Source organism: Actinoplanes sp. NPDC021490, assembly GCF_055562135.1.
Genome location: NZ_JBVHFW010000004.1, coordinates 126,338 through 145,483 on the forward strand (window position 1 = coordinate 126,338; position 19,146 = coordinate 145,483).

Below are 19,146 nucleotides of genomic sequence, written 5' to 3' on the forward strand. Positions count from 1 at the left end.
AGCCTGTCTCTCCTACATGGTGCCGTCGCGGGACTCCCGGGCGTGTGAGTTGCGGGACTCCCGGGCGAGTGAGTCGCCGGACTCCCGGGCGTGTGAGAGGAGAGATCGGTGCGGGCTTGCCTGAGTAAGCGCCGGTGACGGCGGAGGCCGGAGATCCGGGACCCACCGCCCGGAACGCTCCCACCGTGCGGTCGGGCATCGAGGCCGGCATCGCGGATCTGCTGAACGACTGCGGCTGCTTCGCCGAGGTCGCCGAGCGCGACCGTCTTGTCGCGGCCGTGACCGAGCGTTACTTCGATGAGCTGCGGATCGAGGCTCACGCCGGAGCTCTCGATCACTTGCGGGCCATCGTGGGCGATTGCGCGGCCGCGGAGTGCCTGAGCGACCTGGTCGCGGTGGTCGATGCCGACCTCCAGTTCCCCGGCGACCGGGAGAAGCTGCACCAGTTGCACGACGAGTGGAACGCGGCCGCCTACTTCGGCGCCGACGAATGGCGGATCCTGCGGAGCGGGCTGAAGCACCTGGTGCTGACCAACCTGCATGACCTCTATCGCCGGGCCCTGCCGCACGAGTTTCGCCGGCCGCCCGCCCACTGCACCGACGCCTGGTACGCGTTCGCCCACCTCGCGGGGCTCAACGGCGGCGACGAACGGGTGCCGCCCTGCACGATCTTCCTGTGGCTGATCACCAGCCAGCTGCCGGGCGACCGGGCCGGCCCGCTGCGCACCACCCTCGACCGCCTCGTGCAGCAGTGGGGCATCACCGGCCCTTTCCAGCGGGCCAGCTACGGCCTGAGCCAGTCGGCGGCCACCGGCAGCTGGGACCCGACGCTGCTGATCGCCATCGACTTCGACCGGCCCGGGCTCTATTCGGTGGTGCACTGGACACAGTGGAGACCCGAGCAGCCGTTCAACCGGGGGGAGGGGCGGATCGTGCCCAGGGCGGGCCTCGAGGGCGCCGTCCAGGCGATCGTGGCGCGGGCCGAGTCGTCGTGGCCTTCGGGGGCGGGCGGGCTGCGCCTGGAGTTCCTGCTCCCGTTCGACCTGCTGAACCTGCCGGTCGACCAGTGGAGCAAGGAACGGGACCCGGACGACGGTCCGGTTCCTCTCTACCGGCACTACCCGGTGGTGGTGCGCAGCCTCGACCGGATCCGCGACCTGCGTCGCCGCCGGGTGTGGAACCAGCGGTGGAGCCGGTTGCGTGACCACGCGCGCAGCGTCGAGTTCCTGGCCAGCCGGGGACCCGGCCACCGGTTGGAGGAGGAGATCCAGCGCGAGGAGCGGATCGTCACGATGATCCTCAGCGAACCGCCACCGGGCCGGTCCGACGGCGCCGGCCGCGAGATCCGGATCGCCATCCGCACCGGGGTGCCGATCGTGATCTGGCACCGCAGCAAGCCGCCCACGCCGACGTTTCTCGAGATGGTCGAGAGTCTGGTGGCCGACGGAGGCATGGCAGAACTGCCGGATCGTGCATCACGGTTGAGGATCACGACGTCCATGAATGAGGATGACAGGGAAGTCGGTCAGGGCCTCGTCCTGCTCTGGGATGATCCGTCCCGCCTCCCGGGAGAGTTCGAGCGACCACGGGGAGAGGTAGCGGGTAGTGGTTGATTCATCGCCTTCGGACGACGCCCTGCCGATCGAGCAGCGCACGGTTCACCTTCCCGGCGGCGACACGCAGTGGCCGGTCGTCGTCGGCTATCCCGGCGACGGCACCGTCGCCGAAGCGTTGCGCCCGCTGGCCGAACTGGGAGTGTCCCGCGAGGACTGGGACTTCGAGGTGCTCGTCGACGACCACCCGTCGATGCAGCTGTGGACCGAGGCGATCGCCGCGTTCGCCGACGAGGTCATCCGGCTCGGGGTCTTCCGCCGGGTGGGACGCTGGCGTCTGCGCGTGCCGGCGGCCGCGGGGGAGCCGGTGCGCCTGGCCGAATCGTTCGACTCCGAGGTCGATCGCACCCCGCGGAGCCTGGTCGACCCGAGCCGGCCCCGCCTCATCCTGATCTGCACCGATGGCGCGGCGCCGGGCTGGCGGCGCGCCAACCTCGCCGAGGCTCTGACCGAGTGGGGCAGCACCCATCTGGTCGCCGTGGTGCACATGCTGCCGCAGCAGATCTGGGGACGCTCCGGCATCGTCGCGCAGCGCACCGCTCTGAGGCCGCTGGGCGACGCGGTCGCCAACGCCGGCCTGGTGCCGTACACCGCCGAGGCGGAGACCGGGCCCGAGACCGGCGAGCCGGCCGCGCCGTCGTTGATCGTGCCCGTCATCGAGCTCGACGGCCCGTGGCTCTACGAACTGGCCCGCCTGATCGCGTCGCCCGAAGCCGACCCGGTCGACATCCCGTGTCTGCTCGTCGGCGGACCGGACGAGCCGGCGCCGATCGTCCCGGCGCCCTCGCCCCCGGCCGACCCGGCCCGCACCCGCCCCGGCCAGACGGTGGCGCTCTTTCAGGCCGAGGCGTCGCCGCAGGCGGTCAACCTGGCCCGCCGGCTCGCCGCGGCCCCGCTGAGCATTCCGATCATGCGGCTGATCCAGGCCAAGCTGATGCCCCGATCGCGTCCGGAGCACCTGGCCGAGATCGTCGTGGCCGGCCTGGTGCGCCCGGTCTCGGCCGGTGCCGCCGCCGACGAGACCGGCCTGGTGACCCACGAGTTCGTCCCCGGCGCCCGGGCCGCGCTGCTCGCCACCTCCGAGCAGCAGACCACCAAACAGGTCATCCGCCTGCTCGACCAATATCTGGGCGACCAGGTTCCGATCATCCGGCTGGCCGCCACCACGGTCCGGTCGCCGACCCTGGCCCGGATCCCCTCGGTCGCCGACGGGGAGCGCCGGCTCGCGGAGGTGCTGGCCGTCGTGCTTCGGGCCATGTCCGGCCCGTACCTCGCGCCCGCGGCCGACATCGAGAAGCACCTGGCCCGGCCCCGCGGGTCATCCGCTCCGCACCAGTCCCTGGAGAGCACTGTGCAACCCACCCAGGAGAGTGGGTCCCCGTTCCCCGGCCCGGCTGCCGGTGTCGCGCCGAGAACTCCCGGTCCGGCCGCCCGGGTGCCGGCGATCCTGGGGCGCCTGCCACCGCGCAACCCCAACTTCACCGGCCGGCTCGACCTGCTGGCCGAACTGCAGACCCGGCTGGCCGCCGGCACGACGGCGGTGCTGCCCGAGGCGCTGCACGGCATGGGTGGTGTCGGCAAGACCCAGGTCGTGATCGAGTTCGTTTACCAGCACCAGTCCGAGTACGAGGTCATCTGGTGGATCTCGGCCGAGCAGCCGTCCCAGATCGTGGCCGGGATGGTCGAGCTCGCGCAGCGGCTGGGCCTGCCCGTCGAGGCCGAGGCGGCGGCCGTGCCGGCGGTACGCGAGGCGCTGCGGCGCGGGGAACCGTACTCCAAATGGCTGTTGATCTTTGATAACGCGGACAGCCCGGAGGAGGTCACCGAGTACTTCCCCAAGGGCGGGCCGGGCCGGATCCTCGTGACGTCGCGCAACTCCCGGTGGTCGACGGTCGCGCGGCGCATCGAGGTCGACGTCTTCGAACGGTCCGAGAGCATCGCGCTGCTCCGGCTGCGCACCGATCCGCAGGACCCGTTCGTCGAGCGGCAGACGCTGACCGACGAGGAGGCCGACAAACTGGCCGAGATGCTCGGCGACCTGCCGCTCGCCATCGAACAGGCCGGCGCCTGGCTGGCCGAGACCGGCATGCAGGTGCAGGAATATCTCGACCTGTTCGCCAGCAAGACCAAAGAGCTGATGGAGATGTCGCCGCCGGTGCCGTTCTATCAGATCCCGGTGGCGGCGGCGTGGGACGTGCCCCTCGACTATCTGGCTCGCAACCGGCCCGCCGCCCTGCGGCTCCTGCAGCTCTGCGCGTTCCTCGCCCCCGAGCCGATCTCGCGGGACCTGCTCTCGGAAACCGGTGTGGCCGAGATCGAGGACGAACCCGACTCGGCGTTGAGCGACCCCATCCAGTTCGGCCGGGCGATCCGCGAGATCAGCCGGTACGCGCTGGCCCGGGTCGACCACGGCAACAACAACATCCAGCTCCACCGTCTCGTGCAGGCGGTGCTGATCGAGCGGATGAGCGAAGCGGAACGCCGGACGATGCGCGGCCGGGCGTACAAGCTGCTGGCCCTGAGCGACCCCAAGCAGCCGGACAACCGCAACCAGTGGCCGCGCTACGCCGAGCTCTACCCGCACCTGCGAGCCTCCGGAGCGATCACCGACCCCGAGATGCCGTACGCCCGCCGGCTGGTGATCAACGAGGCCAAGTACCACGCCCGGTGGGGCGACCTGGCCGAGAGCCTGTTGATCTCGCAGCAGGCCTACCAGGCGTGGGCTCCGGCGGCCGGCGAGCCGGATTCCCTGCCGCGGCTCGAGATCGGTCGCTGGCTCGGCTACGTGCTGTTCGCCCTGGGCCGCTACGAGGAGTCGGCCACACTCAACGCCGCCCTGCACGAGACCCACCGCCGGCTGCTCGGCCCGGTGCACGAGGCGACGTTCGAGTCGCTCCAGGCGGTCGCGGCCGATCTGCGGGTGCAGGGCCACTTCCAGCAGGCCGTCGACCTGTCCAAGGAGATCTACACGAGCTGCCGCAACGAGTTCGGCGAGCACGACCCGATCACCCTGAACGCCGGTCACAACCTCGCGGTCAGCCTGCGGCTGGCGGGACGCTTCGAAGAGGCGCGCGACCTCGACATGCGGATCTACAACAGCAAGGCCTGGCGCACCTACAACCCCACCCACGTGGAGACCCTGGTCGCCATGCGGGGTGTGCTCATCGACCGGCGGCAGCTCGGTGACTATTTGGACTCGCGCAACGAGTTCGAGGATCTGGCCCGGACGTTCCTGGAGACGCTCGGCCACCGTGACCCGCAGACCCTGGAGACCAACCGGAGCCTGTCGGTGACCCGCCGCAAGGCCGGCGATCACGAGGGGGCGCTGACGCTGTCCCGCGACGCCCTGCGCCGTTACACGGTCGCGCTGGGCGAGGACAATCCGCTCACGTTGGCCGCGGCCCTGAACCTCTCGCTCGACCTGCGGCAGGCCGGGCTTCTGGACGAGGCCGAGGAGATCGCCGAGGACAACTTCCACCGGTTCCGGCAGACGCTCGGCAAGGAGCATCCGCACGCGCTCGCCGCCGGTGGCAACCTGGCCATCATCCTGCGGTTGCGGGAAAACCTGTCCGACTCCCGCGCCCTCAACGAGGCGACCGCGCGCCGCCTGCACGACCGGCTCGGTGAGTCGCACATCCTGTCGCTGGGCTGCACGACCAACCTGGCCAGCGACCTGTTCGCCGCCGAGGAGTTCCAGGCCGCGTACGACCTCGACGTGGAGAACCTGGAGCGGTATCGCCGGGTGCTGGACGAGGACCACCCGTCCACGCTGGCCGCCGCCCTCAACCTGGCGATCGATCTGAGAGCGCTCGACCGGACCGCCGAGGCCGAGGCGCTGTGGCAGGACACGATCGAGCGCTACCGGCGCACGCTGGGGACCGCTCATCCGGCCACCGTCGAGGCCGAGCGCTGGAACCGGGCCAACTGCGACATGGATCCGATGCCGCTGTGAGGCCTATGTTCGAGGGGTGGATCCGGGGACGGGCGAGGACGCGGTCGCGCAGGTGTACCGCGATCTGCGGCTGGCCTCCGTGCTTCGGCGGCTGTTGCGGCAGACCGCGCGGCTGACCGGCTCGGCGGCCGGCAGCGTCTCGCTGGTTGACGCCCGTGCCGGGCAGTACACCAAGGCGGCCGAGTATGGCGCGCTCTGCCGGCTCGGTGACTCGTTTCCGCTCGACGAGGGCGCCACCGGCTGGGCGTTCGCCCGGCGGCGGCCAGGGGTCATTGCGGAGTACGGGCGGTTGCGGGCCGGGCATCTGGCCGGCTCCGACCCGGTTCGCCGGGGCGCGGCGGCCGCGGTGCCGATCTGGTGGCGCGGCGACGTGATCGCGGTCAGCGTGACCTTCGCCCCGCGGGCCGGGGTGTTCACGGCCCGCGAGGTCGACGATCTGGAAGTGCTGACGCAGACCGTGGCGGCGGCGATCGTCCGGGCCGACCGGCTGCCCGGCGTGCCGGCGTCGCCGCTGACCGCGCGTGAGGGCGATGTGCTCGAGCTGATGCGGCCGGGTCTGACCTACCGCGAGATCGCCACCCGGCTCGGGCTCTCGCCCAAGACCGTCGAGAAGCACGTCGGCGCGATCATGCGGAAGACCGGCACGTCGAACCGGAGCGCGGCGATCGTCACCGCCCTCGACAGCGGCTGGCTGACCATGGGGGATTCACCCCATACCGCGTACGGGTGATCGCGGTTTCACTGGGCGCATGCCCGTCGTCTCCATGAAGGAGATCCTCGACCGCGCGCTCGCCGACCGGTACGGGGTCGCCGCCTTCAACATCGTCAACGACCTGAGCATCGAGGCCGTCCTGGCCGCGGCCACCGGGGAACACGCCCCGGTCATCCTGCAGACCTCGGTCAAGACCGTCAAACAGTACGGGACCGCCCAGCTCAAGGGCCTGTTCGATGCCCTCGTACGCGACGTCGACGTGCCGGTCACCCTGCACCTCGACCACTGCCCCGACCGTACGGTGATCTCGGACTGCCTGGCCGCGGGCTGGAACTCGGTGCTGTTCGACGCGCACGAACTCGACGTGGCCGAAAACCTGCGCCAGACGACCGAGGTCGTGGCCGAGGCCCGGCGTACGGGAGCGCATGTCGAAGGAGAGATCGAGGGCATCCAGGGTGTCGAGGACGACCTGGGCTCGGACGAGGCGTCGAAGATCCAGTCGCTCGAGGTGGCCGTCGACTTCATCAAACGTACGGGCGTGGACTGCTTCGCCCCGGCCATCGGCAACGCGCACGGGCAGTACCGGCAGGCGCCCACATTGGACGGACAGCGGGTGACCGACCTGGTCGCGGCGACCGGGATTCCGATGGCTCTGCACGGCGGCACCGGACTCACCGACGAGCAGTTCACCGACCTCATCGCCCGCGGCTGCGCCAAGGTCAACATCTCGACGGCGCTCAAGGAGAGCTACCTGCGTTCGAGCCTGGAGTCGCTGCGCGCGGCCGAGGAGAAGAACAAGTGGGACCCGCCGACGCTGTTCCGCGCCCAGCGAGCGGCCGTGCTCGAGATGGCCCGGCAGCACATCCGGCTCTTCGGGGGATCGGGGAAGGCCTGGTGACCGCGCTCGTCTTCGACTGCGACGGGGTGCTGGCCGACACCGAACGGCACGGCCACCTGCCCGCCTTCAACGCCACCTTCGAACGTTTCGGGCTGCCGGTGCGATGGACCGAGCGGGAGTACGCCGAGAAGCTGCGGATCGGCGGCGGCAAGGAACGGATGGCCAGCCTGTTCGCCGACCCGGACTTCGCCGCGGCGATGGGCCACGCCGACCGTACGGAATTGCTGCTCACCTGGCACAAGGCCAAGACGGCGGCGTTCAAGCAGCTGGTGGCCGACGGGCGCATCCCGCCCCGGCCCGGCGTGGCCCGGATCGTGCACGCGGCCCGGGACGCCGGCTGGACCGTGGCCGTCGCGTCGACGTCGGCCGAGGAGTCCGTGCGGGCGGTGCTCGAAAAGGCGGTCGGCCCCAACGACATTCCGGTCTTCGCGGGCGACGTGGTGCCGGCCAAGAAACCCGACCCGGCCATCTATGAGCTGACCGTGGAACGACTCGGCCTCGACCCTGCGGACACGCTGGTCGTCGAGGACTCGCGCAACGGCCTGCTGGCCGCGACCGGCGCCGGGCTGCGCTGCCTGGTGACCGTCAACGACTACACCCGCGACGAAGACTTCGGCCCGGCCGCGCTGGTGGTCTCGGAACTGGGCGACCCCGGCCGCCCGCCGATCGAGGTGCTGGCCAACCGCAGCGCGGCCCGGCCCGGCGACTACCTGACCCTCGACGACCTGCGCGCCTGCTTGAAGGAGCCCCGATGAGTCTGGCGAACACCGAGCTGGTGGTCCGTACGATCGCCGAGACCGCGATCGCGAACGAGAAGTACTTCGGCGACCTGGACTCGGTGGTCGGCGACGGCGACTTCGGCTACTCGCTGGCCCGCGGGTTCGAGAAGCTGCTCGACGGCTGGGACGACCTCGACCGGAGCAGCCCGGGGACCTTCCTCAAACGTACGGGAATGGTCATCGCCTCCCGGATCGGTGGCACCTCCGGACCGCTCTGGGGCACGGCGTTCATGCGGGCGGGCGGGGCCGCGGGCGATTCCGCCGACCTCACCGGCGACCAGGTCGTGGCCATGCTGCGGGCGGCCGTCGAAGGCATCAAGGCACGCGGGCAGTCCGATGTGGGCGACAAGACGTTGCTGGACGCGCTCGTGCCGTTCACCTCCTGCCTGGAGGAGACGTCCGACATCCGGGAGGCCGCGGCGGCGGCCCGGAAAGCGGCCGACGCCACCAGCGAGATGGTGGCCAAGCGGGGACGTGCTGCGTACACCGGCGAACGCAGCAGGGGATCGGTCGACGCCGGAGCCACCGCGGTGGCGGTCATCGCCGAACGGATCAGCGAGATCTGGCAGCAGGGAGCAGCGTCGTGAAGAAGTTCGTCAACGATCCAAAGAATTTCGTCCCGGAGATGCTCGAGGGGATCGCCCTCGCCAACCCGGACACCCTCAAGTACGTCCCCGCCTACAACCTGATCATGCGAGCCGGCGCGCCCTACGAGAACAAGGTGTCCATCGTGCAGGGCTCCGGTTCGGGCCACGAGCCGGCCCACGTGATGGTGGTCGGCCGGGGCCTGCTCGACGCGGCCTGCCCGGGCGACGTGTTCGCGGCGCCACCGATGGACTACGTCTATGAAACCGCGAAGCTGCTGGCCTCGCCCAAGGGCGTGCTCCTGCTGGTCAACAACTACACCGGCGACCGGATGGCCTTCGACATGGGCAAGGAGATGGCCGACGCCGACGGCATCCGGTGCGAGATCCTGACCGTCAACGACGACGTGGCCGTGCAGGACTCGCTCTACACGGTCGGCCGGCGGGGCGTGGCCGGCAACTTCTTCGTCATCAAGGCGGTCGGCGCGGCCTCCGAACAGGGCGCCGACCTCGACGAGCTGCTCCGCATCGGCCGCAAGGTCAACGACGTCACCCGTACGATGGGGGTCGCGCTGACCGCGTGCACGCCCCCCGCCAAGGGTTCTCCGCTGTTCGACCTGGGCGCCGACGAGATGGAGTTCGGCGTCGGCATCCACGGCGAGCCCGGCCGCGAGCGCCGCAAACTGGCCGCGGCCGACCAGATCGTCGACGACCTGCTCGAAGCCGTGGTCCCCGACCTGCCCTACAACTCCGGCGACCGCGTCGCCCTGATGATCAACGGCCTCGGCGGCACCCCGATCAGCGAGCTCTACATCCTGTTCCGCCGGGCCCACCAGCGCCTGTCGGCCCAGGGCCTCACGGTCGGCCGGACCTACGTCAACGAATACTGCACGTCCCTCGACATGGCCGGCGCCTCCCTGACCCTGGTCCGCCTGGACGACGAGATCGAACGCCTGCTCGAGGCCCCAGCCGAGGCCGCCATCCGCATCTTCTGACCGCCAGAGCTCACGAACTCCGCGCGAGCAGGCCGTTGACGGCGCTCACGAGGTCGGGGGATCGGTCGACCACGGCGTGGGCGTCGAGGACTGTCAGGTGGGCGGCGTTCGTGGTGTAGACGATGACGGGCTGGGGGAGGCCGGCGCCGCGCATGCGTTTGATCAGGTCGAGGCCGGCGCGGTCGATGATGACGACCGCGAAGTTCAGTTTGCCGAGATAACGCAGGGCGGCGTCGGTCGACGTCGTTGTGGTGACGGAATGGCTGAGCTGTTCGAGGGCCACCGTCTCGGGCAGGTGGTCGTCCGGGTTGTCGCTGAGCCAGAGAACGTGGCTCGCCGCGCTGCGCTCGCGGGCCGGCCTCGGTGCGGTGTTTCGGGGGCGCGACGTGACCGGGGCGGTCAACAGCTCCGCGAAGGCCTGGCCCCGGAACAGCAACGCGGCGACACCGGCCATCACCACCAGCGCGACGAGAAAGACCACCAGCGTGTTGTCCGCCATCATTGCCACCGTCCCCGGGTTGTGAGCCTCGCGCAGGGCAGTCTTGCGGGTACGGCGTGTGAAGGGGGTCCCGTCCCGTCCGGTCCCGCTCTTCCTGAGCGAAGCCGCAAAACGGGAATTACGGCGAGCGGGTCAGTTGGCGCATGACGTCCAGCGCGTGCGAGGCGGGAGCGGGGATCGGGTGGAAGACGTGTTCGACGATGTTGTCGGCCACGATCAGGGTCACGCGGTCGTAGAGGGCGCCCGCCGCCAGGGTGGGCAGGCCCGCGGCGGCGGCCAGGGTCAGCTTGGGGTCGGGGATCAGCGGGTAGGGCAGGCGCAGTCGGTGGACCAGCTCGCGCTGGTAGCCGGTGGACTGGGCGGACAGGCCGTAGACCCGGGCGGCGCCCGCGGCGAGGATCTCGGCGTGGTGGTCCCGCAGCCAGGTGGCCTGGTCGGCGGCGCCGCGCGCGCCGCACACCTCGAGCAGGCCGCGGGGCAGGTCCACGCCGGGACGGCCGGTGAGCGGATAAACGAAGATCACCGTGCGGCCGGGGCCCAGGGCGGCCAGGTCGACCGGGCGGCCGTCGGTGGCATGGAAGCGCAGCGACGGCAGGGACGATCCGATCAGGACGGCCGGGTCGGCGGCAACCGGCGACGGCGCGTGAACCACCTGGCCGGCGGCGGCGTCGATCCGGGCGTCGAGCGCGTCGCGCTGGGCGGTCAGCTCGCCGATCCGTTGCTGCAGAACGGTGACCGTGCTGCGGAACGTGGCCAGGGCGGCCGCGCACACATCGTCACCGGCGGCGATCGACTCGACGAACGGGCGGGTCTCCTCGACCGACAACCCCAGCGTCATCAGCTCGCGGATCTGCGCGACCTGCCGCTCGGCGACCGGCTCGTACTCGCGGTAGCCGTTGCTCAACCGCCGCGGCACCACCAGCCCGGCCTCCTCGTAATAGCGCAGCGCCCGCACCGTCGTCCCGGTGCGTCGTGCCAGCTCACCCACCCGCATCCCGCGACCCTAAACCCGTACCCCGGGGTGCGGGTCAAGGTGTTGTTTCTCGCCGGGATCGGCAGCGAAAGCTGTGCCAGTCTGGCCGCCATGACAGCCATCAGCAGAGTGCACGCCCGGCAGATCCTGGACAGTCGCGGCCACCCGAGCGTCGAGGTCGACGTCGAGCTGGCCGACGGTTCGCGGGGCCGGGCCGCGGTGCCGTCCGGCGCGTCGACGGGGGCCGGCGAAGCGGTCGAACTGCGCGACGGCGACCCGGCACGGTTCCACGGCAAGGGCGTCGCCACGGCGGTCGCGAACGTCAACGGCGAGATCGCCGCCGCGGTGACCGGGCTCGACGCCGAGGACCAGGCCGCGGTGGACGAGACGATGATCGAGCTGGACAGCACCAAGGAGAAGGCCCGGCTCGGCGCCAACGCGATCCTCGGCGTCTCGCTGGCCACGGTCAAGGCGGCGGCCGAGGCCCACCGCCAACCCCTTTACCGGTACGTCGGCGGGGTCGGCGCCCGCCTCCTGCCGGTGCCCATGATGAACATCGTCAACGGCGGCCTGCACGCGGCCAACCCGCTCGACTTCCAGGAATTCATGATCGCTCCGGTCGGCGCGACCAACTTCTTCGAGGCCGTACGCATGGGGTCCGAGGTGTTCCACACGCTGCGCCGGTCGCTGGTGGCGGCCGGGCACAACGTCAACGTCGGCGACGAGGGCGGCTTCGCGCCGAGCTTCTCGACCGCCGACGAGGCCCTGGAGTTCGTGGTGCGCGCCATCGAGCAGACCGGCTACCGTCCCGGCGAGGACGTCGTCATCTGCCTCGACCCGGCGAGCTCGGAATTCTTCAACGACAGCGTTTACGCGTACGCCGGGGAGGGCCGCACCCGCACCTCCTCGGAGCACATCGACTACCTGCTCGACCTGACCGCCCGCTATCCGATCAGCTCGATCGAGGACCCGATGGCCGAGGACGACTTCACCGGCTGGAAGAGGCTCACCGCGGCGGCCGGCGAGCGGCTGCAACTGGTCGGCGACGACGTCTTCTGCACCGACGCCGACCGGCTGCTGGACGGCATCGAGGGCGGCTACGCCAACGCGATCCTGGTGAAGGTGAACCAGATCGGCACGCTCACCGAGACGATCCGCACCGTCGCCACCGCGCACAAGGCCGGCTATCGGGTCGTGATGTCGCACCGCTCCGGCGAGACCGAGGACACCACGATCGCCGATCTGGCCGTCGGGCTCGGCTGCGGCCAGATCAAGACCGGCTCGCTGTCCCGTTCGGACCGCACCGCCAAATACAACCAGCTGATCCGCATCGAGGAGGAGCTGGGCAGCAGTTCAGAATTCGACGGGTGGGGCGTTGTGCGGGGTGATCACCTGCACCGCTGACGGGTTGGTGCGGATCGGGCCGGGCCGCACGCCGTGGGCCTGGAGGATGGCGTGGCAGGCCCGGCGCAGATCGGCGCGCAGGTCGTGGTGCAGGACGGCGGAGAGCTTGCGCTCGCGCAGCAGCATCGTGTTCTCGTCGTCGAGATCGTGGGCGACGAAGACGGCGTACGGGTGGCCCTGGAAGGCTTTGACCACGGCCCGGTTGCCGCCCGCGCCGGCGTAGAGCGAATAGATCGCCCGGATCGGCCCGGCGCACCTGGCGGACCGTGCTCTCCCGCACCCCGCCCCGGCCGTGCAGCACCGGGTCCACAGTGGCCTCGCTCAGACCGGCCTGGGCGGCGATCTCGCGGATCCGGTACGGCGGCCTCATGCGTACACGATGGGGGGCTTTTGAGGGGTTCTCAAGGGTCTGCGGAGTCGCGCCGGAACCTAGCGTGAACCCCATGACAACGTGGTTCACCGCCGCCGACTGCCGCCTGGAGGACTTCCGGGCCGTCTGCGAGCAGAAGACGGAACTGACCGACTACCCGCACGCGACCGACGTCGTGGGGAACGTGCTGATCTATCCCGGCGACCTGGACGGCACCCGCGAGATCCAGGGCGAGCTGATCCGGGCGCTGCGCGACGGCCCCGGCATCGTGGTGTTCACCTCGGCCTTTACGCCCGCGGTGGTCGATCGGGCCACGGCCGTGTTCGCCGAACTGATCGCCGGGCAAAAGGCGGCCGGGGTGCAGGGCGGCGACCATTTCGCCCGGCCGGGCGCCAACGACCGGGTGTGGGGCGCGCTCGACAAGTTCGCGCTGCACGATCCCCGTGCCTTTGCCGAGTACTATGACAACGACACGCTCGCGCTGGTCTGCGAGGCCTGGCTGGGCGCCGGCTATCAGGTGACCTCGCAGGTCAACGTGGTCAACCCGGGCGGGCCGGCGCAGGTCGCCCACCGCGATTACCACCTCGGTTTCATGGCCCAGGAGCAGGCGCTGCGCTACCCGGCGCACATCCACGCGCTGTCACCGGCGCTGACGTTGCAGGGCGCGGTCGCGCACGTCGACATGCCGGTCGAGACGGGTCCGACGCTCTATCTGCCGCACTCGCAGAAGTACCTGCCCGGATACGTCGCCTTCCACCAGCCGGCCTTCACCGAATACTTCGAGCGGCACCACGTGCAGTTGCCGCTGTCCAAGGGCGATGCCGCGTTCTTCAATCCGGCCCTTTTCCACGGCGCGGGCACCAACCGGACCGCTTCGGTACGCCGGATGGCCAACCTCCTGCAGGGCTCGTCGGGCTTCGGCCGGGCCATGGAAGCCGTCGACCGTACGGCGATGGTGTCGGCGCTGTACCCAGTGCTGCTGGACCACGCGGGCTCGGTCGACAACGTGATCGCCGCGTCGGCCGAGGGCTACGCGTTCCCCACGAACCTCGACCGCGACCAGCCGATCGGCGGCCTGGCCCCGCAGACCCAGGCCGAGCTGGTGCGCCAGGCCGTGGCCGAACGCTGGCCCGCGTCCCGCTTCGAGACCGAGCTGGAGGCCGGCGCCGCACGCCGCCGATCTGGCTGACATCCCGGGCCTCACGTGTTATCCCATGCCCAACGGGACTCGTGCCGGCTTGGCGCGCCTGGTCGCGGAAAGACGACACCACTTTCCATTGAGAACCTGAACTCCCGCTGGCACGCTTCGCGTGTCAAGCCGATCGTTCAGCACCGGTAGGGGTCCGATGGTCAACGCGTGGATGGTCAGGGCAGGCCGAAAGGGCGAGCGTGAAGAAGACGCGTTGAGCCAATCGCTGATCATCGCCGGCTGGCCTGAGATGGGGGATCTTTCCTCCTACACCAGTCGGAGGGAGCTGCGCACAGCAGTACGCGCTGCGTATCCGCAGAGATCACCGACCGTGGTCGCGAACTGGACCGGTCAGCTTTGGCGCCTGATCCACGTTATGGAGGAAGGCGACCTGGTTGTCGTTCCCCTCAAGACCGTTCCCGACCACGTGGCGATCGGCCGTATCGCCGGCGGCTATCGGTATCGCGAGGATGCGCCTCAAGACCGCAGGCATGTACGGCCGGTCGAATGGATACAGCGGGCGCTTCCCCGGGCCGCCATTCAGCAGGACCTGCTGTACAGCCTTGGCTCTCTGCTGACCATCTGCCAGTTGCGGCGCAACGGCGCCGCCCGGCGCATTGCCTCGCTCGCGGAGACAGGCGTGGATCCCGGGTCGACGGCCGAAGAGCGGTCGACCACGGAGTGGGTCACGCCGGATGCCTTCCTCGCGCGAGCTCTGGCGGCTGATGACGGTTTGACGCTCACGGTGCGAGAGCTACTGGCCCAGTGGGGTGTGGGTCGCCGTACGGCAGCTGCCGTGGCTGTCATCGGGAACGATCTCGCCGAGCATGCCCTGGTCGCGGTGCCGCCATTCACGGAGGGGTATATCGACGACACGATCACAGTAGTCAAGTCCGGGGCGGAGGCGGACGACTCCGCAGACGAGACGCCGGCCGAGCGAAAGCTGGAGGACGGGGGAGACCAAGCGCCGGCCGAGACGGACGAAGACGACGACGACGAGATGATCGTCGAGAAGCCGTTCACTCTGCGGTTCGGGAACCTGGCGCGTTCGATCACCGTCGCGTCGGTGCGGCCGGATGACACCATTGTGCTGGCACAGACCCTGCTACTGCGGAACGACTTCTCGCAGCTGGCGGTAATCGATGACGACGGCACCTTCCGCGGCGCGATCGGCTGGGAGTCGATCGCTAAGGCCGCCATGTCCAATTCAGGGGCAACGCTGGTTGAAGATGCCCTTCACGTTGTCGCCGCGGCCGAGCATGCCGAGCCGGTGTTGCCGCGGCTGGACGAGATCTCTCAGCGAGGCTTCGTCTTCGTCAGATCACCGGATGCGAAGACCATCACCGGGATCGTGACGTCGGCCGATCTCGCCGAGCGGTTCGGCGAAATCGCCAAGCCGTTCAGCATGATCGAGGAATGCGAGCGCCGTCTACGCCGTCGAGTGTCGGCGCGGATGTCCAGTGACGTCATCATCGAAGCCACCAAAAAGCACAAGTCGGTCGAATCCTTGACGTTCGGCGCCTATCCCTATCTGCTGCGGGAACCTAAACACTTCGAACTGCTCGGCTGGCCGCTCGACCACGAGCAGTTCGTCGGTCAGATCGCGACGGTATCCAAGATCCGGAACAAGATGATGCATTTCTCTCCGGATCCGGCCCCGTCCGAAGACCTCAGGACCATCGACGGACTCTTGGCGATGCTGCGAGCTGTAGACCCGCTGCCGTGACGCCGCGGGACACCGTGCCGCCCGGCGGAGGCGAACGACGGCCAGGCCCGGCTTCGCGGTGAAGTTCCTTCCGCGAGTGCCCTCGTCCCTGCGATCGTGTCGTCGGTGGGGTGATCCTCGACACCGGTTGGCGGACCGATGCTTACTGTGGATTCGAGCTGGGACCTCAGCACTTGACTCGGTCATGTCGTCTACAGGTGCATTCGGCTTCGTCTCACGTGCGGAACTGTGGCGGCTTCTGGATGGCCGCCGTACGGTGTCATCGGGCTGTTCGCATATGCGTGGGTCGGTTGCGGGGTATCGGTGCGGTCGGATGCCACGTCGGTCTTAGGCACCCTGTCTGACCAGGGTTGACGACGTGGAGTCGCTCTTGAGCGAAGCGCCTGGCGTCTCTGCTGAACGGGTCAGCTACCGCTTGAAGAGTCGGTGTCATCCGGCGGGCGGCGACCCTGCCGAGCGCGATGCGCCACGCTCAGGGCGTGGGCAAGGACTGCGTTGACCCAGCCTTGATTCCCGTGATTCTGGCACTTGGCTCAGGTCTGGCTGGCCGCTTCCGCCTATGAGCCGACCGCCATCGCTGTTGCCGAAACCACCTCCTCTGGTCGGTAGGGTGGCTGCTTCACCTCGCCCAGGTAAAGTCATGGTGGTGGCAAGGTGAACGGAAAGTGAACGAGACCGAGGGGGAGGGACGTTTCGAATGGCCGATCCGGGTAATGCGGGTCGTCGCCGAACGCCGGACCTTCGAGCAACGCGGGTGAGCAGTGACTGAAGCAGTGATGACCAGGGGCTTCTGGCAGCCGCCACTGACCGGCCAGGTGCCCAAGGTCGAACTCAAGGTGGCCGTCAGCCCGGACGACCTGGGCAAGCTCGGCGCCGATCTGGGCAAGGGCCTGACCCGCAAGGTCTACTTCCTCGACACCGTTGATCTCGCCCTTCAGCGCCACGGCCTGATCGTGCGTCTCCGCAGCACCAAGGGGCGCGACGCCGATGCCGTGGTCAAGTTGCGGCCGGTGCTGCCCAAGGCGCTGCCGGGCTGGCTTCGGCGTGACGACGGGTTCGCCGTCGAGATCGACGCGCTGCCCGACAACTATGCCTGCTCGGGCACGCTCAAGCGGCGCCTCGGCCGGCATGACGTCGATCGGGCGGTGGCGGCCGGCAAGCCGCTGGCCCGGCTTCTCTCGAACCGTCAGAAGCGCCTTCTCACGGCGTACGCGAAGGTGCCGTTGAACACCCTGCTCACGTTCGGCCCGGTGGAGGTGCGGCGCTGCCGGCTCACGCTCGCGGCGCTCGACCATCCGCTGATCGCCGAGCAGTGGACCTTTCCGGACGGGTCGGTGATCGCCGAGTTGTCCACGCGTTGCCCGTCGGCCCGGGCGCCCCAGATCGCCGACGAGACGTCGAGCGCGCTCCGGGCGTACGGGATCGTTCCCGACGACGAGCCGCAGGTGACCAAGACCGAGGCCACGCTGCGGTATTTCACACCTCGATTCGAGACCCCATGATCACCGTACGGTCGCGGGGCAGGCTGAAGTATTCCGCCGCGTCGGCCGTGATGTAGGACGTGGCGATGAACAGGCGCTTGCGCCACGGGGCCATCGTGTGCGAGCTGCCCCGGGTGAGCTCGATCTTCGACAGGAAGTAGGACGCCTCGTCGACCGAGATCGTGCCCTCGGTCTGCACGTCGTCCAGCGTGCGCAGCAGGGCCGGCACGTCCGGTGTCTCCATGTATCCGTAGCGCGCGCTCACGTGGGTCATGCCGTCCCCGGCGTAGCCCAGGTCGTCGATGTCGATGCGCTCGTCGTCGGAGAGCCGCGGGACCGGCAGCGTCAAGATCGACAGGATGATGACGTGGTCGTGGCGCACATGGTTGTGCTCGACGTTCGCGCGCAGCGCCAGCGGGGCGGTCTGCTTGCCGCGGTTCAGGAAGATGGCCGTGCCCGGCACGCGGGTCAGCGTCAGCCGGGTCTGCATGTCGTCGACGAACTCACGCAGCGAACCCTCGGCCTTGTCACGTTCCGCGGTGACGATCTGGCGGCCGCGCTGCCACGTGGTCATCACGGTGAACGCGATCAGCCCGATGAGCAGCGGCAGCCACGCGCCGTGCACCAGCTTGGTCAGGTTGGCGCTGACGAACAGCAGGTCGGTGGCGATCAGCAGGCCGCCGCCGACAAGCACGATCCAGAGCGGGGTGTGCCAGCGGACCCGCGCGAAATACAGGAACAGCAGCGTGGTGATGGTGATCGTGCCGACCACGGCCATCCCGTACGCGTAGGCCAGCGCGGCCGAGCTGCGGAACGCGAACACCAGCACGAGCACCGCGACCATCAGGAGCCAATTGATCCACGGTACGTAGATCTGGCCGATCGTCGACTCCGAGGTGTGCGCGATGCGCAGTCGCGGAAGGTAGCCGAGCTGGCCCGCCTGCGACGCCACCGAGTAGGCGCCGGTGATGACCGCCTGCGCGGCGATGACGGTGGCCGCGGTGGCCAGGATGACCAGCGGCAGCCGGGCCGCGTCGGGAACTAGCAGGAAGAACGGGCTGGACAGCTTGCCCGGGTCGCCGAGCAGCAGGGCGCCCTGGCCCAGGTAGCTCAACGTGCAGGCGGGCAGCACCAGGATGAGCCAGCCGGCCACGATCGCCTTGCGCCCGAAGTGGCCCATGTCGGCGTACAGCGCCTCGGCCCCGGTCACGGCGAGCACGATCGCGGCCAGGGCGAAGAAGGCGATGTGGAAGTGCCCGGTGAGAAAGCCGATGGCGTACGTGGGTGAGAGCGCCTCGAGGATGCGGGGCTGGTCGGCGATGCCCCGGATGCCGGCCCCGCCGATCACCGTGAACCAGGCGATCATGATGGGGCCGAAGAGCCGCCCGACCGCCGCGGTGCCGTGCCGCTGGAACGCGAAGAGGATCACGATGATCACCGCCGTGATCGGCACGACCCAGCTCTCGAAGCCGGGGCGCACGGTTTCCAGCCCCTCGACCGCCGACAGCACCGAGATGGCCGGGGTGATCATGCTGTCGCCGAAGAACAGCGAGGCGCCGAAGATGCCGAACGCGGCCAGGAGCACCGCGCTGCGCCGCCGGTGATCGGAGCCCCAGCGGCGGAGCAGCGTGATGAGGGCCATGATGCCGCCCTCGCCGTCGTTGTTCACCCGCATGACCAGCGAGACGTAGGTCAGCGTCACGATGATCATGACCGACCAGAAGATCGTCGACACGACGCCGAGGATGTTGCCGTCGCTGATCGGCACCGGGTGCGGGTCGGCCGGGTTGAAGATCGTCTGGAGGGTGTAGATGGGGCTGGTGCCGATGTCGCCGAAGACGACACCGAGGGCGCCCACCACCACGGCCGCCTTCAGCTTCGAGTGGTCGTGGTGGTTCGCCGGCGTGGCGGCCGTTTCGGGCACCTCTTCATTCACCGGCTCATTCTGCGCCTGATGAGCGCGATGGGTGG

At 69.6% G+C, this 19,146-nt stretch carries 15 protein-coding genes; 11 read left to right on the top strand and 4 right to left on the bottom strand.

The annotated features are described in order from the left end of the window. The first annotated feature begins 185 nt into the window (after window positions 1-185). Genes ACZ3I4_RS12350 through dhaK form a run of 7 tightly spaced genes read left to right on the top strand, consistent with a single transcriptional unit; the run spans window position 186 to window position 9,533 of the window. Window positions 186-1,613, top strand: a complete 1,428-nt coding sequence (locus tag ACZ3I4_RS12350) for a VMAP-C domain-containing protein (protein WP_465381965.1) — start codon at window positions 186-188, stop codon at window positions 1,611-1,613. After that, on the top strand, window positions 1,606-5,565 hold the full coding sequence (gene fxsT, locus ACZ3I4_RS12355; protein WP_465381966.1) for an FxSxx-COOH system tetratricopeptide repeat protein: 3,960 nt from the start codon (window positions 1,606-1,608) through the stop codon (window positions 5,563-5,565). The genes ACZ3I4_RS12350 and fxsT overlap by 8 nt, the downstream gene beginning before the upstream one ends. A 16-nt stretch (window positions 5,566-5,581) precedes the next feature. Further along, a complete protein-coding gene (locus tag ACZ3I4_RS12360) occupies window positions 5,582-6,295 on the top strand; it encodes a LuxR C-terminal-related transcriptional regulator (RefSeq protein ID WP_465381967.1) in 714 nt (237 codons plus the stop codon). 19 nt (window positions 6,296-6,314) lie between these two features. After that, window positions 6,315-7,175, top strand: coding sequence for a class II fructose-bisphosphate aldolase (locus ACZ3I4_RS12365; RefSeq protein ID WP_465381968.1), 861 nt, complete (start codon window positions 6,315-6,317; stop codon window positions 7,173-7,175). Beyond that, on the top strand, window positions 7,172-7,930 hold the full coding sequence (locus ACZ3I4_RS12370) for an HAD-IA family hydrolase (RefSeq protein ID WP_465381969.1): 759 nt from the start codon (window positions 7,172-7,174) through the stop codon (window positions 7,928-7,930). Before ACZ3I4_RS12365 ends, ACZ3I4_RS12370 begins: the two co-directional genes overlap by 4 nt. Then, window positions 7,927-8,541: a dihydroxyacetone kinase subunit DhaL gene (gene dhaL, locus ACZ3I4_RS12375; protein WP_465381970.1), complete on the top strand. Its 615-nt coding sequence runs from the start codon at window positions 7,927-7,929 to the stop codon at window positions 8,539-8,541. The genes ACZ3I4_RS12370 and dhaL overlap by 4 nt, the downstream gene beginning before the upstream one ends. After that, window positions 8,538-9,533: a dihydroxyacetone kinase subunit DhaK gene (gene dhaK, locus ACZ3I4_RS12380; protein WP_465381971.1), complete on the top strand. Its 996-nt coding sequence runs from the start codon at window positions 8,538-8,540 to the stop codon at window positions 9,531-9,533. The genes dhaL and dhaK overlap by 4 nt, the downstream gene beginning before the upstream one ends. 10 nt (window positions 9,534-9,543) lie before the next feature. Here the strand turns inward: dhaK and ACZ3I4_RS12385 are convergent, their stop codons facing one another. Together ACZ3I4_RS12385 and ACZ3I4_RS12390 are read right to left on the bottom strand one after the other, a co-directional pair. Then, the gene (locus ACZ3I4_RS12385; protein ID WP_465381972.1) at window positions 9,544-10,032 is read right to left on the bottom strand and encodes a response regulator; all 489 of its coding nucleotides are present in this window, start codon (window positions 10,030-10,032) and stop codon (window positions 9,544-9,546) included. A gap of 118 nt (window positions 10,033-10,150) precedes the next feature. Beyond that, window positions 10,151-11,026, bottom strand: a complete 876-nt coding sequence (locus ACZ3I4_RS12390; RefSeq protein ID WP_465381973.1) for a MerR family transcriptional regulator — start codon at window positions 11,024-11,026, stop codon at window positions 10,151-10,153. Between the two features lie 90 nt (window positions 11,027-11,116). Between ACZ3I4_RS12390 and eno the strand changes: the two genes are divergently transcribed. Beyond that, window positions 11,117-12,409 (top strand): phosphopyruvate hydratase, encoded by a 1,293-nt coding sequence (gene eno / locus ACZ3I4_RS12395; protein WP_465381974.1) that lies wholly within the window; start codon window positions 11,117-11,119, stop codon window positions 12,407-12,409. Here eno and ACZ3I4_RS12400 read toward each other — a convergent pair. Beyond that, window positions 12,359-12,604 carry a hypothetical protein gene (locus ACZ3I4_RS12400; protein ID WP_465381975.1) on the bottom strand — a complete coding sequence of 82 codons (246 nt, stop codon included), beginning with the start codon at window positions 12,602-12,604 and terminating at the stop codon, window positions 12,359-12,361. The two genes, eno and ACZ3I4_RS12400, sit on opposite strands and share 51 nt — an antisense overlap. 248 nt (window positions 12,605-12,852) lie before the next feature. On the opposite strand from ACZ3I4_RS12400, the gene ACZ3I4_RS12405 reads away from it, so the two are divergent. From ACZ3I4_RS12405 to ACZ3I4_RS12415, 3 genes are all read left to right on the top strand, one after another. Continuing rightward, window positions 12,853-13,968: a phytanoyl-CoA dioxygenase family protein gene (locus ACZ3I4_RS12405; RefSeq protein WP_465381976.1), complete on the top strand. Its 1,116-nt coding sequence runs from the start codon at window positions 12,853-12,855 to the stop codon at window positions 13,966-13,968. Between the two features lie 157 nt (window positions 13,969-14,125). After that, entirely contained in the window at window positions 14,126-15,694 is a 1,569-nt protein-coding gene (locus tag ACZ3I4_RS12410; RefSeq protein ID WP_465381977.1) for a CBS domain-containing protein, read from the top strand. Window positions 15,695-16,470: 776 nt separating this feature from the next. Further along, on the top strand, window positions 16,471-17,196 hold the full coding sequence (locus ACZ3I4_RS12415; protein ID WP_465381978.1) for a CYTH domain-containing protein: 726 nt from the start codon (window positions 16,471-16,473) through the stop codon (window positions 17,194-17,196). On the opposite strand, the gene ACZ3I4_RS12420 is transcribed toward ACZ3I4_RS12415, so the two are convergent. Continuing rightward, on the bottom strand, window positions 17,171-19,111 hold the full coding sequence (locus ACZ3I4_RS12420; protein ID WP_465381979.1) for a potassium transporter Kup: 1,941 nt from the start codon (window positions 19,109-19,111) through the stop codon (window positions 17,171-17,173). The genes ACZ3I4_RS12415 and ACZ3I4_RS12420 overlap by 26 nt on opposite strands. Window positions 19,112-19,146 lie beyond the last annotated feature (35 nt).

Coding starts and splice junctions, on each gene's coding strand:
- ACZ3I4_RS12385 (WP_465381972.1), bottom strand. CDS start 10,032: ATGGCGGACAACACGCTGGTGGTCTTTCTCGTCGCGCTGGTGGTGATG.
- ACZ3I4_RS12415 (WP_465381978.1), top strand. CDS start 16,471: ATGACCAGGGGCTTCTGGCAGCCGCCACTGACCGGCCAGGTGCCCAAG.
- ACZ3I4_RS12365 (WP_465381968.1), top strand. CDS start 6,315: ATGCCCGTCGTCTCCATGAAGGAGATCCTCGACCGCGCGCTCGCCGAC.
- dhaL (WP_465381970.1), top strand. CDS start 7,927: ATGAGTCTGGCGAACACCGAGCTGGTGGTCCGTACGATCGCCGAGACC.
- eno (WP_465381974.1), top strand. CDS start 11,117: ATGACAGCCATCAGCAGAGTGCACGCCCGGCAGATCCTGGACAGTCGC.
- ACZ3I4_RS12390 (WP_465381973.1), bottom strand. CDS start 11,026: ATGCGGGTGGGTGAGCTGGCACGACGCACCGGGACGACGGTGCGGGCG.
- ACZ3I4_RS12410 (WP_465381977.1), top strand. CDS start 14,126: ATGGTCAACGCGTGGATGGTCAGGGCAGGCCGAAAGGGCGAGCGTGAA.
- ACZ3I4_RS12405 (WP_465381976.1), top strand. CDS start 12,853: ATGACAACGTGGTTCACCGCCGCCGACTGCCGCCTGGAGGACTTCCGG.